Annotated in this window: 17 protein-coding genes and 1 tRNA gene; 7 read left to right on the top strand and 11 right to left on the bottom strand. The window is 61.8% G+C overall.

Features of this window, described 5'->3' with window-relative positions:
• Positions 1-12: 12 nt before the first annotated feature.
• The 3 genes from K3180_RS10375 (at position 13) to K3180_RS10365 (ending at position 2836) form a co-directional block, all read left to right on the top strand.
• Complete coding sequence (locus K3180_RS10375) at positions 13-675, top strand: hypothetical protein (protein ID WP_221540617.1); 663 nt, start codon at positions 13-15, stop codon at positions 673-675.
• A 60-nt stretch (positions 676-735) separates the two neighbouring features.
• Positions 736-1290 carry a dCTP deaminase gene (gene dcd, locus K3180_RS10370; protein ID WP_221540616.1) on the top strand — a complete coding sequence of 185 codons (555 nt, stop codon included), beginning with the start codon at positions 736-738 and terminating at the stop codon, positions 1288-1290.
• 352 nt (positions 1291-1642) lie between these two features.
• The gene (locus K3180_RS10365) at positions 1643-2836 is read left to right on the top strand and encodes a saccharopine dehydrogenase family protein (protein ID WP_221540614.1); all 1194 of its coding nucleotides are present in this window, start codon (positions 1643-1645) and stop codon (positions 2834-2836) included.
• A 29-nt stretch (positions 2837-2865) separates the two neighbouring features.
• Here K3180_RS10365 and K3180_RS10360 read toward each other — a convergent pair whose 3' ends face one another.
• Together K3180_RS10360 and K3180_RS10355 are read right to left on the bottom strand one after the other, a co-directional pair.
• Positions 2866-5076: a TonB-dependent receptor gene (locus K3180_RS10360; RefSeq protein WP_247710488.1), complete on the bottom strand. Its 2211-nt coding sequence runs from the start codon at positions 5074-5076 to the stop codon at positions 2866-2868.
• Positions 5077-5180: 104 nt separating this feature from the next.
• A tRNA-Gly gene (locus K3180_RS10355) sits at positions 5181-5255 on the bottom strand.
• Positions 5256-5450: 195 nt separating this feature from the next.
• Here K3180_RS10355 and K3180_RS10350 point away from each other — a divergent pair.
• Positions 5451-6374, top strand: coding sequence for a tetratricopeptide repeat protein (locus K3180_RS10350; RefSeq protein ID WP_221540735.1), 924 nt, complete (start codon positions 5451-5453; stop codon positions 6372-6374).
• A gap of 7 nt (positions 6375-6381) precedes the next feature.
• On the top strand, positions 6382-6993 hold the full coding sequence (locus tag K3180_RS10345) for an LON peptidase substrate-binding domain-containing protein (RefSeq protein WP_221540613.1): 612 nt from the start codon (positions 6382-6384) through the stop codon (positions 6991-6993).
• A 3-nt stretch (positions 6994-6996) separates the two neighbouring features.
• Here the strand turns inward: K3180_RS10345 and K3180_RS10340 are convergent, their stop codons facing one another.
• From K3180_RS10340 to K3180_RS10315, 6 genes are all read right to left on the bottom strand, one after another.
• Positions 6997-7620 carry a MarC family protein gene (locus tag K3180_RS10340; protein ID WP_221540610.1) on the bottom strand — a complete coding sequence of 208 codons (624 nt, stop codon included), beginning with the start codon at positions 7618-7620 and terminating at the stop codon, positions 6997-6999.
• Complete coding sequence (locus tag K3180_RS10335) at positions 7617-8216, bottom strand: hypothetical protein (RefSeq protein WP_221540607.1); 600 nt, start codon at positions 8214-8216, stop codon at positions 7617-7619. The genes K3180_RS10340 and K3180_RS10335 overlap by 4 nt, the downstream gene beginning before the upstream one ends.
• A 125-nt stretch (positions 8217-8341) precedes the next feature.
• Complete coding sequence (folD, locus tag K3180_RS10330) at positions 8342-9235, bottom strand: bifunctional methylenetetrahydrofolate dehydrogenase/methenyltetrahydrofolate cyclohydrolase FolD (RefSeq protein ID WP_221540605.1); 894 nt, start codon at positions 9233-9235, stop codon at positions 8342-8344.
• Entirely contained in the window at positions 9232-9516 is a 285-nt protein-coding gene (locus K3180_RS10325; protein WP_337191073.1) for a YggT family protein, read from the bottom strand. The genes folD and K3180_RS10325 overlap by 4 nt, the downstream gene beginning before the upstream one ends.
• Positions 9517-9595: 79 nt before the next feature.
• Positions 9596-10504 carry an acetylglutamate kinase gene (argB, locus tag K3180_RS10320; protein WP_221540603.1) on the bottom strand — a complete coding sequence of 303 codons (909 nt, stop codon included), beginning with the start codon at positions 10502-10504 and terminating at the stop codon, positions 9596-9598.
• An 81-nt stretch (positions 10505-10585) separates the two neighbouring features.
• Complete coding sequence (locus tag K3180_RS10315) at positions 10586-10888, bottom strand: hypothetical protein (protein WP_221540601.1); 303 nt, start codon at positions 10886-10888, stop codon at positions 10586-10588.
• A 103-nt stretch (positions 10889-10991) separates the two neighbouring features.
• Here K3180_RS10315 and K3180_RS10310 point away from each other — a divergent pair, with 103 nt between their 5' ends.
• Positions 10992-11615: a hypothetical protein gene (locus K3180_RS10310; RefSeq protein ID WP_221540599.1), complete on the top strand. Its 624-nt coding sequence runs from the start codon at positions 10992-10994 to the stop codon at positions 11613-11615.
• A 476-nt stretch (positions 11616-12091) separates the two neighbouring features.
• On the opposite strand, the gene K3180_RS10305 is transcribed toward K3180_RS10310, so the two are convergent.
• Together K3180_RS10305 and K3180_RS10300 are read right to left on the bottom strand one after the other, a co-directional pair.
• Entirely contained in the window at positions 12092-12241 is a 150-nt protein-coding gene (locus K3180_RS10305; RefSeq protein WP_221540597.1) for a hypothetical protein, read from the bottom strand.
• Positions 12242-12395: 154 nt separating this feature from the next.
• Positions 12396-12941, bottom strand: coding sequence for a nuclear transport factor 2 family protein (locus K3180_RS10300; RefSeq protein ID WP_221540596.1), 546 nt, complete (start codon positions 12939-12941; stop codon positions 12396-12398).
• Positions 12942-13102: 161 nt separating this feature from the next.
• Between K3180_RS10300 and K3180_RS10295 the strand changes: the two genes are divergently transcribed.
• On the top strand, positions 13103-13603 hold the full coding sequence (locus K3180_RS10295; RefSeq protein ID WP_221540595.1) for a thermonuclease family protein: 501 nt from the start codon (positions 13103-13105) through the stop codon (positions 13601-13603).
• A 20-nt stretch (positions 13604-13623) separates the two neighbouring features.
• On the opposite strand, the gene K3180_RS10290 is transcribed toward K3180_RS10295, so the two are convergent.
• The gene (locus tag K3180_RS10290; protein WP_221540593.1) at positions 13624-14586 is read right to left on the bottom strand and encodes a hypothetical protein; all 963 of its coding nucleotides are present in this window, start codon (positions 14584-14586) and stop codon (positions 13624-13626) included.
• Between the last annotated feature and the right edge of the window lie 888 nt (positions 14587-15474).

The raw sequence follows: 15474 nt of genomic DNA, 5'->3' as shown, positions 1-15474 counted from the left end.
CTGATCCTCTAAATGGGCACGAACACGCTTCCAATGGAGCCGGGACAGGTGGGCGAGAAGGATATCGATCAGCAGCGGAGGCGCTTTGCCCTTGAGGCAATGCAGCTTCTCGAACGCACGGGCGAGGAAGTTACGCGTGCGCGGCTCGCGGCCGAGCTCAAGATGGCACGCGCGCGGGTGGAAGCTATCTTTCCCGAGGAAGGCGATTTGTTCGAAGCGATCACCGCCGAATGGTTTGCACCCAAGATCGCGGTGATGGACGCTGTGATGGGGAGCAATCTTCCGCCGCGCCGCAAGATGTACGAATTCTTCGCGCGCCGCTTCACGCTGCTGCGCAAGAATTTCCAGGACGATCCCGCCACCTTCCGCCTCTATGTCGAAATGGGTGAGCGGTATTTCGAATATGCGCAGAGCTATATCGATCTCGGCGACCACTATCTGTGCGAACTGATCGCCGAAGCGCAGGCGGACGGCCACCTCGCCGGGATGGACGTCGACTATGCCCGGTCGGTCATCAACCAGATGGTGCTCAGCTATATACAGCCCTATCTCATCGCGATGATCGGAGACCGTCTTTCCGAGGACAAGCTGGCCCATATCGTCGATGCGATCTTTGATGGTCTCGACGCGAAGGACGGCGGTGCTCGGGGGACCGGTAAGCTCCACGCCGCTTAGGAGGGGGATTAAATCCCGCCTCCGCTTGATGCATGCGCTGCTTTGCGGAATCACAGGTGCATGGCGATTCTTTCCGACAAATGGATCCGCGAAGCGGCCACGACACGCGACATGATCGAACCCTTCGTCGAAAGCCAGCGGCGTGACGGGACCATCAGCTATGGCCTGTCTTCCTATGGCTACGACGCACGGGTGGCGGACGAGTTCAAGATCTTCACCAATGTCGATAATGCCGTGGTCGATCCGAAGGATTTCGCCGCAACCAGCTTCGTCGATCGCCAGACCGATGTCTGCGTAATCCCGCCCAACAGTTTCGCGCTCGCCCGGACAGTCGAATATTTCCGCGTGCCGGAAGATGTACTGGTCATCTGCCTCGGCAAGAGCACCTATGCCCGCTGCGGCATTATCGTGAACGTGACGCCGCTGGAGCCGGGCTGGGAAGGCCATGTGACGCTCGAATTCTCGAACACGACGCCATTGCCTGCGAAAATCTACGCCAATGAGGGTGCGTGCCAGTTCCTGTTCCTGCAGGGTAACGAGCGGCCCGAAGTGACCTATGCCGACCGCGCAGGCAAATATATGGGCCAGCGCGGAGTGACGCTGCCAAGGCTGTAAGCGCCTCCGCCGCTGTGTCTTCTGCCAGCGATGGACCGGCCGTTTTCCTACAGGTCGCCAAGGCGCTATCGCATCGGCTTTTGCCAACCGGCGGTGAAGCCCATGCCTCGCATTCCTATGCTCCCCATCCCAGTCGATGACCGAGCCGTCCATCTGCAAAGGTCACACCCGCTGCGCCAAGCTGACACTCAAGCCCCTGATTATGCGCGAAAACCGCGAAAGGTCACGGGTCTGAAAAGAACGTCCACCGTCAACACTTCGCCACTGCTCCCGGCCTCGCAAGCGCTCATGACGTAGCGGCTTTGACTCCCGCGGTTTCACGGCGCATCACCTCGTCCGAAGGAGAGATTGCATGACCGATGCCAACCATGAAAACAGCCGCGAATTCGATATCATCGTATATGGCGCGACCGGTTACACGGGCCGCCTCGTCGCCGAACATTTCGTGCGCGAATACGGCAATAGCGATCATGGCCCGAAATGGGCGATGGCCGGTCGCAGCGAAGACAAGCTCACCGCGGTACGCGAAGAAATCGGCGCGCCTTCGACCACTCGCATGATCGTCGCCGATGCCGACGATCCGGCCAGTCTCGAAGCCATGTGCCGACGTACCCGGGTGGTCCTCTCGACGGTCGGCCCCTACCAGCTTTATGGCAATGCGCTGGTCGAATCCTGCGTGAAGACCGGGACCGACTATGCCGATCTCTGCGGCGAACCGGCCTGGATGGCGGAGAAGATCGTCCAGCATCACGAAGCCGCCAGGGCCAGCGGAGCCAGGATCTGCTTTTCATCAGGCTTCGATTCGATCCCCTTCGACCTCGGCGTACTGATGCTTCAGAAAGAGGCAGCCGCGCGCCACGGTTCTCCGGCGCCCCGCGTAAAGGGCCGGGTTCGCACGATGAAAGGCACCTTTTCCGGCGGGACCGCAGCCAGCCTCGGTGCGACTATGAAGGCCGCGATGAAGGATCCGAAGGTCATTAGCGCACTACGCGATCCGTTTGCGCTCACGCCCGGATTTGAAGGGCCGGAGCAGCCCTCGGGCATGGTGCCGCACTATGAGGAAGACACTGGCAAATGGGCGGCTCCCTTCGTCATGGCGCCGATCAACACCAAAAACGTCCACCGCACCAATTTCCTCCGCGGCCACCCCTACGGAAAGGATTTTCGTTATGACGAGATGGTGCTGACCAGCCCGGGGGATGCAGGCAAGGCCGCCGCCAACGCGATGGTCGAATTAATGAAGAACCCCTTCGGTGCCAAACCGCCGAAGCCGGGTGAAGGGCCGACACAGGAAGAGCGCGAGAACGGGTTCTATGACGTGCTGTTCATCGGCGAGTGGCCCGATGGAAAGCAGATCAGATATGCGGTGAAGGGCAAGTTCGATCCGGGATACGGTTCGACCAGTCGCATGCTCGGCGAAACCGGCATGGCACTATTGCAGAGCAAGGCCGAAGACGGGGTAGGAACACCGGGATCGTTTCTGGGGGAGGAACTGGTCGAAAGGCTGCGCGAACACGCGCATCTCACCTTCGAGATCGAAGAATAGAGAAGGGGGGCGGCGCCCCCCTCTCACAGTTACAGGCTCATGCGCACCGCGACGCTGATGTTGCGGCCGGGGAGCGGGACGAAATCCTTCGTGAAGCTGGAATGGCGCCTGCCTTCCTCATCGAACATGTTCTCGGCCTTCAGGATCACCGCAAGGGCGGGGTCGCTCGCCAGCGGACGCCATGTGGCCGATGCATTGACGAAGGTGAATCCTTCGGTTGCCGTCTCGAACGGCGCGACATCGTTCTGATCGTCGAACCATTCGACCTCGCCGCGCAGCGTGAGGTTTCCGGTATCCGCTTCCAGCGCGCCCGTCAGGCCTAGCGGCGGAATGCGCGGCACGTTGAAGCCGTTATCCAGTTCGGCATCGATATACTCGCCGCGCAAGTCGGCGGTGAGGTCGAAGCCGGGGGTGTCGATAAAGGTCCAGGCAATCTGGCCTTCGACGCCGGTATAGGTCGCATCCTGCTGGAGGTATTCGAACACCGGAAGACCGTCTTCTTCCAGGCCGGTTTCGCTGAGGTAGATGTAATCGTCGAACCATGACCGGTAGGCGGCCACTGAAAGGTCGACAGGGCCAAGGCTGCCACGCGCAAATAGTTCGACACCCCAGGCTTTTTCCATGCCGAGGTCGGGATCGCCGATCTCGAACTGCTGCGTCGCGATATGCGGCCCTTCGGAGAACAGCTCTTCCGCACTTGGAGCGCGGGCCACTCGCGAGAGGTTCACACCGGTACGGAAGCTCGGCGTTGCCTGATAGGCCAGACCGACCGCGCCGGAGACGCTGTCGAAATCGCGTTCGATGCCGAGCGGGACGGAGTCCACGTCGGTCATCTCGTAGCGCAGTGCCCCTTCTAGCTGGAGCGGGCCGTTGCCGTATTCCTGCAGGGTGAAGAATGAAATCTGTTCGGTCCGGTTCGGCGCGACATAGGCTTCCGCACCTTCGGCGGCGAAATCGCGGAAGTAGTATTGGGTCCCGATCGACCCGCGCAGGATGCCGTCCTGATTCTGGAGCAGTTCGGCCCTGGCCTCGATGCCCTGCACGTCGAATACGGTGCCGACTTCATCGCCCTCGAATTCGGTATGCGTGTAATCGGAATATCCGGCACGGATCTTGAGGCGCTCGAAGATACCGTCGCCCAGCACGATGTCGCCGCGCAGGTCTGCGCGGTACTGGCGCAGTCCGATGCTGACCGTTTCGGGAGCTTCTTCCTCCTCTTCGGAGTGGTCCTCACCTTCATGGCCTTCCTCGCCTTCTTCCTCGTGGTGATGGTGGGCGCCGGGCAGGATGGGGACACCGTAAAAGGTATCATAGACCCCCACGGAAACGCCGAGGCTCGAATCGTTCCGGAAAAATGCGAGGCCACCGTTGGCCGACCAGGTTTCCGTACCGCTGTTGAACAGCGTGTCGCTGGCGTTGGCCACCTCGCGAAGCTCTCCCGCCTCCTCGAGATGCCCCTCGTCTTCCTCTTCGGCAGCATCGGCGAGCAGGTCGGCGCGAAGATCTTTGGACAGCACGAAACCGGGGACCTCGAGATCATCGGTCTGGCGATAAAGCCCATCGGCATGAACCACGAAGCCGCCACCTAGCGGGACATCGAGCGAGGCACCGCCTTCGCGTAAATCCTTCACCGTATCGGCGCGGACCAGGGCATCGAGGTGGAAGTCTTCAGCTGGAATCCGGCGCGGGATTCGTTTGTCGATGACGTTAACGGCACCGCCGATGGCCTGGCTGCCATAGAGAAGCACTGCCGGGCCGCGAAGTACCTCGATGCTTTCCGCCGTTAGCGGGTCGATCGAAACCGCATGGTCGGCGGAGGTATTCGATACGTCGATCGCGCCGATACCGTCGACGAGGACCTTGACCCGTTCGCCCGAGAAGCCGCGCAGGATCGGGCGGGAAGCGCCCGGTGCGAAACCGGTTGCCGTAACGCCGGGAATGCTGGTCAGGACTTCGCCCAGCTGGCCGTCCATATTGGCATCGAGCTCTTCGCCTTCGATCACGTCGGTGCCGGCGAGAAGATCGAACTCGCGCAAGGCTTCGGCACTGACGATGATCGTACCGTCGGCAGCAATGCGGCGATTGTGCAGATCGTCTTCTGCGCTGGTGACCTCGGCCTCGTCTTGCGCGGGGGCATCCTGTGCAATCGTCGGCGCAGCTTGGGTCAGTGCGATCAGGGAAATGGAAGTGGCAAGGCCACGGCGAAGCGAAACGGTGTGATACAACATAACGCGCTTCATAGCGACGCGAAGTCGGAACGCAACCATTGCCGCGATAAAATGCAAATTAGCGCGACGAACGACTTCGCACAGTAAGCCGGACATCTCTTGTCGATAGGAGAAAATGGAGCGGGCGAGGCGATTCGAACGCCCGACCCCAACCTTGGCAAGGTTGTGCTCTACCCCTGAGCTACGCCCGCTCACTGACGCTCGCCGAACCGCGTGGTCCGGTGGGGAGGCGCGCAACTAGCAACGGCTTGTGAGTCCCGCAAGCAAAAAAGTGCGGTTTTCGCATGAGGGTTGCGAGCGACACTCCGGCCCTTCACATTGGCGGAGAAAGGCCCACATGGGCAGCCTGGATTTCAACGCGCAGAAAGGCGGTTTACGTGGCGAGCATGGGATTGAGCATCGACGAGCAGAAGGCTGTCGAGAAGTTCAAGCAGGATGTTGTCGAACCATCGACGACAAAGCTCGTCATCCTCGATTTTTATGCGGAGTGGTGCGGCCCGTGCAAGGCGCTTGCCCCGATGCTGGAAAAGGTCGCGGGCGAATATGCCGACAAGGGCGTTGTGCTGGTGAAGGTCGATGTCGACAAGGAACAGTTCATCGCCGCACAGTTTCAGGTCCAGTCGATCCCGACAGTGTATGCCATGTTCCAGGGGCAGCCGGTTGCTGACCTCACGAATGCCCGCAGCGAATCGCAGCTGAAGCAGACCCTCGACCAGATCCTGTCGCAGCTCCCGATCGATGGAGGCGACGCAGACAGTCAGCAGGCACAGGCCGCGCAGCAAGTAGACCAGTTCGTCGCGATGGGCGAGCAGGTACTGTCCGAAGGCGATGCCGCGCGCGCCGCGGGTATCTTTGCGCAGGTTGCCGAAATGGCGCCCGACAATGCCGCCGCGCATGCGGGCCTCATCCGCGCACTCGCGCTGGCCGATCGGGTCGAGGAAGCGAAGGCGGCGCTCGCCGCTGTCGAGGCCAACCCTGCATTGGCGAAAGATCCGCAGGTCGAGAACGCCAAGGCGGCACTGGAACTTGCGGGCAACAAGGTCGATGACGACGAACTCGCCGCCCTGCGCGAGAAAGCGCAATCCGATCCTTCCGATATGGATGCGCGCCTGGCCTATGCCGAGGCTGCTTTCGCTGCAGGCGAGCGCGATGCCGCCGCCGACGAATTGCTCGCGATGATCGAAACCGACCGCGAGTGGAACGAAGGCGCGGCACGGACCAAGCTGATCGACATTTTCAACGCCGTAGGTCTCGAAGATCCATGGGTCGTGGCAACCCGGCGGCGGCTGTCCAAGCTGCTGTTCGGATGAGGCCGGTTTGAGCGTCCGCCTGTCCATCTTTCCCCTGCCCGGGGCGATACTGTTCCCGGCGCTGCAATTGCCGCTGCATATCTTCGAGCCGCGCTACCGCGAACTGGTCGGCAGCGCACTTGCCAAGGACCGGCTGATCGGGATGATCCAGCCCCAGCGAAATTCGGAGGGCTCGCCCCTTTACGAAATCGGCTGCGTCGGTCGCATCGGCGATGTCGAAGCGCTCGAAGACGGACGCTACAACATTGTTCTCGAAGGCGTATCGCGTTTCAAAATGGTGCGCGAACTCGATGTCACCACCGCATTCCGGCAGATCGAAGCGGAGTTGATCGAAGACCCGAAGGACGAAGTACTCGCCAGCGTAGAACGGGCGGGGTTCGAATTCGAGGCCAAGCGTTTCGCCGCGATGCAAGGCTATTCGGTGGACTGGGATTCGGTCGAGCGCCTCGATGACGAGACACTGATCAACGGCGTCGCGCAAATCGCCCCGTTCGATTCTGCCGCCAAGCAGGCGCTGATCGAAGCGAAAACGCTGTCGGAGCGCTGCGAACTGATGATCCAGTTGATGCAGTTCTTCGCCCTGCGAGACGATGGTGACGAGATCGTTACCCTGCAGTAGGGTTCAAACCCCGAAGCTGCCACGCAGGCCGTCGATCACATATTGAGCGGCAAGGGCTGCGAGCAGTACGCCGAGCACGCGGGTGATTGCCGCTTCCACCTTGTCCCCGAACAGCCGCATGATCGGACCTGCCGCCATCAATGCGAGCATGGTGATTATCAGCACCGAAGCGAGCGCTCCGAGCACGGTGAATGTCCCCGTCACATCTTCGGCCTCGTTCATCAGCAGCATGATGGCCGCGATGGCGCCGGGTCCTGCCAGCATCGGTATGGCCATCGGGAAAATGGAAACATCCTCGACTTCGGGTGTGGCGGCCACTTTCTCGGCCCGCTCTTCGCGCCGCTGAGTGCGTTTCTCGAATACCATCTCGAAGGCGATCCAGAACAGCATCAAACCGCCCGCGATGCGAAAGCTGTCGAGTTCGATGTGCAGCGCCGCCAGCAACTGTTCCCCGAACAGTGCGAAGATCAGCAGGATCACACCTGCGATCACCGCCGCGCGGATCGCCATGATACGCCGCTGGGCAGAGGTGGCGCCTTTGGTCAGTCCGGCATAGATCGGGGCACATCCGGGAGGGTCGATCACCACGAACAGGGTGATGAACGCCGACAGGAAAAGCTGGGTCACTTGCTACCCTCCATCGGCCATTGCCTGTCCAGAACAAGTTTCCAGGCACCTTCCGTCCAGGCGTAAAGGCGGAAGATGCGCTGAGGTCCGGACATGCTCCAACGCCAGGACAGACGGCCATCGGGCGAAAGCGTTTCGCGCATCGACGCTGCGTGTGGTGGAGGCGAACCGGCAGGTCGTTCGCAATCGGTCACATGACCCTTCACCGAAATCAGAGCTTCGACCACGATCTCGTCGTCTCTCGGGGCTTCAAGCGGGGTATTCTCCGGCTGCGGATCATCGAGGGCTTTCGCATTATGAACCCAGACATAGTCGCCTGAAGAGTCTTCGCGCCAAGTGGTTACATAGTCGCCCACCTTGCCGTCCGCCGCAGTGAACCGCCCGTCGGAAACGGCGAAGCGGGCATCGCAGCTCACCCAGACAGTCTTGGGAGTCCACGCGGCAACACGGCCATCATCGCGCAGCGTACGCAAGTCCGATACCGGGATCTCGCCTGTCTCTGCCAGAACCATGGCGCCATCCGCTGCGAATTCGGCCATGGCCTCGACCTGTCCGATTTCCTTGGCTCGCTGGAGCATCGCAATCTCGCTTGCCACTATCTCGCTTGGTTGGGCAGCACCCGGAGCATTCGCAAGCACCCGGGAAAATTGTCCTCGAGGTGCCCCAGCCGCGCAGCCAGCCACCAGGCTTGCGCATGCAGCCACCAGGAAAGCGCGGCCGATCATAGCCCGTCCGGAACCTGGAGATCGGCGTTGCGATAGGCAGCAACCAGAGTGTTGCGCAGCAGAACCGCTATGGTCATCGGCCCGACACCGCCGGGCACTGGCGTAATCGCGCCCGCCACACTCTTTGCTCCGGCATAGTCCACGTCGCCGACCAGACGCCCTTTCTCCTCGCCGTCGGTGGGGGGGAGGCGATTGATGCCGACATCTATCACCGTGGCGCCATCCTTCAGCCAATCGGCCTTCACCATCTCCGCGCGGCCCACGGCGGCGACGACGATGTCCGCGCGTTTCACCACGCTGGGCAGATCCTTCGTCCGGCTATGCGCAATCGTTACGGTAGCATTGGCGTCGAGCAGAAGCTGCGCCATCGGCTTGCCGACGATATTCGATCGGCCGATGACCACTGCCTCGAGGCCTGACAGATCGCCAAGACGTTCCGTCAGCAACATCATGCAGCCCAGCGGAGTGCAGGGCACGAAACCGCTTTGCCCGACAGCGAGACGCCCGGCGTTCGTGACATGAAAGCCGTCGACATCCTTGTCGGGGCTGATGCTGGCGATCACCGCCTGCTCGTCGAGATGGTCGGGCAAGGGAAGCTGCACGAGGATGCCGTCGACCGCTTCATCGGCATTGAGCCGATCGACCAGCGCAAGCAGGTCCTCCTCGCTCGTGTCAGCGGGCAGCCGATGCTCGAAGCTCTCCATGCCTGCGGCCACGGTCGCCTTGTGCTTGCTGCGCACATAGACCTGGCTGGCCGGGTCCTCGCCCACCAGCACCACGGCGAGCCCGGCCTTTCGCCCCGCCGATGCCTCGAACTGCGCGGCGTGTTCGCCGACGCGTTCGCGCAGGCTGGCAGCGAAAGCTTTCCCGTCGATCCGCTCTGCTGTCATACGGACATGATGATATTGCGGAGAACGATCAGGATGATCTGCAGCAGGATGATCACCACCAGCGGCGAAAAGTCTATCGCGCCGGTGTTGGGCATCAGGTTGCGGATCGGCCGCAATACCGGCTCGAGCAGGCGATTGATCGCGTCGTAGAACCCCATCAGGAATTCGTTGCGACCCACCACGTTGAAGGCGAACAGCAGGCCGATGATAAACTGGATGATGATCAGCATCACGAAGATGGACGTGATCATTTCGATGATCTGGTAGAGGGTAATCAGCACTTAGGTCGAACCCCGTTTTCTAGAAAAATGCAGTCCCGATGGTCATGCCTCTACAAGAGCGGATGACGCCTCGCCACCCCTAAGGCGCGCTTATCAGCGTTCCCGCGCCGCGTGCGGTGAAGAATTCGAGCAGCATGGCGTGGGGGACCCTGCCGTCGAGCACGACTGCAGCCTCGCAGCCCGCTTCCACAGCGCTGACACAGGTTTCCAGCTTGGGAATCATCCCGCCGCTGATCGTGCCATCTTCGCGCAGCTTCGCGATGTCTACCGGGGTGAGGTCGGTAAGAAGCTTGCCCTCCTTGTCCAGCACCCCGTCGACATCGGTGAGCAGGAGCAGGCGCGCCGCCCCCAGTGCCGCGGCGAGCGCGCCAGCCATGGTATCGGCGTTGATGTTGTAGGTATGCCCGTCCTCGCCGCTGCCGATCGGGGCGATGACCGGGATCATCCCCGCCGCCGTGGCGGTTTCGATGATCGTGGTGTCGATCGCGCTCGGTTCGCCCACGAAGCCGAGGTCGAGCACTTTCTCGATATTGCTTTCCGGGTCCTTCGTGGTGCGCTCCACCTTGCGGGCGGTGACAAGGTTGCCGTCCTTGCCCGAAAGCCCGACGGCCTTGCCGCCTGCGCGGGCGATGGAGCCGACGATCGCCTTGTTGATCGCGCCCGAGAGGACCATTTCCGCAACTTCGGCGGTCGCCTTGTCGGTTACGCGCAGGCCGTCGACGAAGCGGGTCTCCACGCCCAGCTTCTCCAGCATAGCGCCGATCTGCGGGCCGCCGCCGTGGACCACCACCGGGTTGATGCCGACCGCCTTGAGCAGCACGACATCTTCCGCAAACTCGCGCGCGGCATCATCGTCGCCCATGGCGTTGCCGCCGTATTTCACCACGAAGCTGCGCCCGGCATAGCGCTGGAAATAGGGCAGCGCCTCGATCAGCGTCTGCGCCTTGGCGCTGGCATCGCGCCTGTCGGTGGCTTCGGTCTGGGTCATCAAATGCAAATGCCTGCGCTATTCCATGGTGGAGAGCGCAGGCGTTAGCCCGACCTTTTCACCGGCGAAAGCCCTTTGGCGTCAATCGGGCGTTTCGTTCGCTTCGGGCGGGTCCACCACTTCGACTTCGCCGCCTTCGGCTGTGACGGTGTTATCGCTTTCTGCGCCGCGGACCGGGGGCAGGTCATCACTGGGTGCCAGAGGCAAGTCCTGGTTCAGCCGCTCTTCCTGCGTCGTGGTCGCATAATCGGGGATGTTCTCGATGTCGCCCTGCTGCGATCCGAACAGAATGAAGCCGATGAAAGCGATGGCGAGCAGGGCGATGACCCCCACCCACATCCAGCGGGTCTTGGGAGCCTTGGTGTCGGGGACGGGATCGGTCATGGCGATGTTTCTCCTTCGTGTCCTACCCAACCAATGAGTCGCCATGGCGCCCGTTCCGTTCTTTGGCCCTTCCGCCGCGAGGCAAAGGCGCTAGGGTGGCCATATGAGAACCCTTCCCCTGCTCGCCGCGCTTGCCCTGACCGGCTGCGCCTCCGCCCCCGACGCACCGGCGCTGCCCGCTTCGCAGGAGGCGTTCTGGTCCGCGCTGCAAAGCCATTGCGGGAACGCCTATCGCGGCGAACTGGCCAGTAGCGACAGCCGCGATGCCGATTTCCGCGGGCGCGCCATGATCGCGCATTGGGCGGAGTGCAGCGAGACGCGCACGGCAATCGCCTTCCATGTCGCAGCGGCTGACGGTTCCGGCTGGGACCGGAGCCGCACCTGGCTGGTCACCCGCACTGCCGACGGCCTCCGCCTCAAGCACGATCACCGGCACGAGGACGGCACCGAAGACGCGGTCACCCAATATGGCGGCGATACGCTGTCTGCCGGCACCGCGCGGGTGCAGGATTTCCCGGTCGACGCCTATTCCATCGCCATGTTCGAGCGCGAGGGGCTGGACGTGTCGGTCACCAATGTCTGGCGCGTCGAGGTCGATCCGGCGGGCACCGCCAATGCGCGCTATGTCTATCAGCTGACCCGCCGCAACGATCCCACCCGCCTGTTCCGCGTGGAGTTCGATGCGAGCGATCCGGTGGAAGCGCCCCCGCCCGCCTGGGGGTGGTAAACCCGCCTGTCCCGCGCCGTTGTGGAACGCATAATCGGGTTTTCGAACCCGTGACTTTCCCCATTCGCCGCCCGTTCCCTGATAGCCGCGGCGAAGCGCGACGAGATCGCAGAACAGCGCAGAATCGCCGGATTTCCGCCGTATCGCGGTGAAGCGGCTGCGGTATATTGCAGTCTGCAACCGGACCGGGCGATGGCGCCTTCCGGCATCGAACCCTGTGACTTTCGCGGAAGGCACGTCCGCGGGCCGATGCGCCTTTCCCGGCACCATATCCCACGCCGCGGCAAGATCCGGCGCGCAGGGCCACGCCGCCGGTTACGAGACCGGAGCGCGGCTGGCGGGGCGGATAATGCGTCATCGGCAAGGATGGAGCAGATTTTGCAAGTGTAGGAAATCCGCCCCCCGAACGACAGCGGCCGCCCCGATATGGAGCGGCCGCCGAATTGCGCCGACTGGCGTGGCGCTATGGTATGAGCCTACCTGTTCTGGTTCGGCTTCCGGTCGGACTGGCCGCCACCCTGCTGCTGCTTGCCGCCTTCGTTCTGCTGGCGCTGCTGCTGGTCACGGTCGGTCTGGTTCTTGTCGCCCTGCTGGGGCTGGCCGGGTTTCTGGTTCTTCTGGTCCATGGGTTCCTCCTTTGAAGGAATGTGGCGCGGGAAAAATGCCGACCACACCGGATCAAGCCACGGATGACGTTACGGTTTCCTGCCTTGCGCCAGTACGGGCGGGGAATGAGGCAAGTGACGGGAAAGGCGTGAAAGAGGGGCCGCGCTGCCCGCTTCAGGGCACCTGCGCGCCTGCAGGCGGATATTCGGCGGCGGCGGCGTGATCGTAGCTCAGGCTTTCGGTCAGACGAAGCCGCCCCTCTTCGGGCATCCAGCGCCAGACATGGATATAGCGTGCGCCGCCGGTCATCACCCATCCGCGATCCGCACCGCCCCATTCGAAGAAAATATGCGCACCTTCTTCGAGCGCGCCCCAATCGCCGAGCGGGCGGACGATCCGCGAAGCCGGGACGGACAGGCGGCGGTTGCTATAGCCTTCGTTCTCTCCTCCCGGACCGCGAGCGGCGCATTGCTCTTCGAGGATGGCGATAAAATTGGCGCGGTCGGTCACTGCCAGCCCCCCCAGATCGTGGAGCATCCGGAAATCTTCGGTCAGCAGGTCTTGCAGCGCAGCCGGGTCGCAATCTTCGAATGCAGCCCAGAACAGGGCGGAATCCCTGGCGACGATTTCTGTGCGAAGCTCTTCGAGATCGGGGATCGGCGCCGGAGCCGGTTCGAGGGCGGCAGTCTGCGCAAGCAGGGGAAGAACAAAACTGAACATTGGGTCGATCCTCTCGATGTGTATTGCAAGACTAATACACGCAGCGGCATCGAGGTCAATGGAGGACGGTTCGCGGTTTGGCCCGGCGGTCCGCCCGCAGCATGGATGCAGGGACCGGCTTTCGCTTGCGCCGGTGCGACGGGCGCGTCATTTCGTGCGGGATGGGCAGACGCGCACGCTTCAAACCAGCCGGATTTCGCCCGCGCAAGAGGCGTGGCGGGGCGAGGTGGATAGTGGTGCTGTTGCTGGTCGCGGGCGCGTGGCTGCTGCTGCGCGACGTGTTGCAACCCCCGCCGCCGGTAAGCGCGGTGGATATGCGCTTCGGGATTTGCGGGGAAGGCGCAAGCGCGGCCTGCGTAATCGACGGCGACACGCTGGCGATCGGCCAGCGCCGCGTCCGCCTGACCGGCTATGACGCGCCGGAAATGGACGGGGCCTGCGCGGCGGAACGGGCGAAGGCGGTGGAAGCGCGCGATGCGCTGTCCGGCTGGCTGGCGCAGGGCCGCTTCAGCTGGACCGGCGGCGCGGAGCCGCCCCGCGACCAGTATGGCCGCGAACTACGCGAGGCGCGGCGGGGGGAAGACTTGCTGGCGGACCACATGATCGCTGCCGGACTGGCCGAGGGCAGCGGATGGGGTGCGGAAGAACGTGACTGGTGCTGAGGATCGAGGACGCAAAAACGCTAGGAGCCAGCGTCCTCGATGTTCTGAGGCCGGAAGTACTCTACACCGCCGCCGCAATCGACCGACTGCCCGTCTGCCGAGAGTTCGCAAGCCAGCAAGGCTTCCTCTTCCATGATCTCCGCCTCACCCTCGATCGGCATCTCGCAGGTCATGGTATCGCCTTCCACTGAGATGGCGCATTCCTCCTCCATCACCTCGGCTTGTTCAGAGTCCATGATCAGATCAGCCACGGCTGAGGCGGCGGCCTCCGATTCTGCACCCGGCGGAATTTCGCCTTCACCGTCGATTGCGCGACGCATGATCGTATTCCATTCCTCGTTCGGCCCGGCCAACTGGCGTTCGATGTCGCTCGCCATCAGGGCGGCGACGGGATCGTCTTCGCGGGCGCGGAGCCGGTCGCGCTCTGCCTCGAGCAGGGCCTTGCGTTCCGTCGGATCGGATTCCAGCACATTCGCGTAGAAGCGGGTCAGTTTCATCCAAGGTGCATCGTCACGGATGACGTCTTCCGCCCAGCGCGAGAAGGCGTCGCCCGCCGGAGCCCAGTCGCCATCACGTCGTTCGAGGAAGAACAGCGCGGTCGTGCCTTCAGGGAACATATAGCGGATGCATCCGCCGATATAGCTCAGCGGGTGCGCGCCTTCGAGTTCGTACGGATTGCTGAGAAGGCCGAAGCCGCGCTCGTCCTGCGATGGGACCAGTCCGCTGCCGGAAATTTCGATGGTGCCGGAAGGCATCTCTCCCTTGAGCGCCTCGACCGGTTCGACCAGCAGGCCCCTTTCCCATTGGTCCTCGCCCGTAGTTTCGCCGACCACACGCGCGCGCAGGATTAGCTCCGACTGGCCGACCAGTTCGAGATTGGTCGGCACGCGGTAGTCCGAGACAACCGAACAGGCCTGCGCCGAAGCAGGCAGGATCGCGCCAAGCGAAAGCGCGGCGGCGGCGAAGATGTGGTGGTGTTTCATTCGTGAAAGCTAGCGGAACAGCTTACTCTGTAAAGAGCCTACTCAGGGCGATAGTTCGCTTATTGGAACAGACACCCGCCTACCTATCGCGTCGGATTGAGTGAGTTGTTGAACGCCAATGCTAGAATGGCCTCTTCGGTGTAGCGGCGCTGAAACTTTAGATATGCGACAAGCGAAAAGACCGAGAGTGTCGAAAGAGAAAACCATTCGATCAATCCTGCGCCTCTCCCGACCCCCATTTCAGTGAGGCCAAGGGGCCACGTACCGAAAAATACGTTAGTAATTAGAAAGATTATTGTTAGCCAAGACGACCACAAAAATAGAAAGCTCAAGCTACGGAATAGACCGGCCATGACGAGATAATTGTACATTCTGGGAACAGCATCCGGAACGTTGTTAATCACATAATACTCTAGGGATTTATACCATTTGGTATCCCTCCGAATATGTGAGCCAGGCACGACCAAATTTGTATATCGGAGTTTTGCTCTGTCGAAAGCATCCGGGGGAATTCTCGTATCGAGGTATCCGAATATACCTGTCTTATATACTAACAGGTAGTGTAATGCGTTCGGGAGGTGAAAAAGGCCTCTGATGACAGAGGGGAAAATAGCGTTCTCTATTTTAATACGTTCGGCCTGCTTCTTGAACATTTCCCTTAATTCAGTGTCTCGTTTAGCCTTTGAACTCTCTAGCGACACGATTATCGCAGTACTTATCTTTCTAATGAAACGGTCTACAGTTTTTTCGACTAATTGGCTGCTCAAGTAAGCGATCAAATGACCGGTCACGTATACAGCCATCAAAAGAGCTAGGCCCTGTTGACAAACTGATTGGTCCAGAGGCGGGCGGCGGCGATATGTATGAAGCCGAGATAGCTTGCTGAGG

Source organism: Qipengyuania huizhouensis (genome assembly GCF_019711635.1).
Classification (GTDB): Bacteria; Pseudomonadota; Alphaproteobacteria; order Sphingomonadales; family Sphingomonadaceae; genus Qipengyuania; species Qipengyuania huizhouensis.
This window is presented reverse-complemented; position numbering and strand designations above follow the sequence as displayed.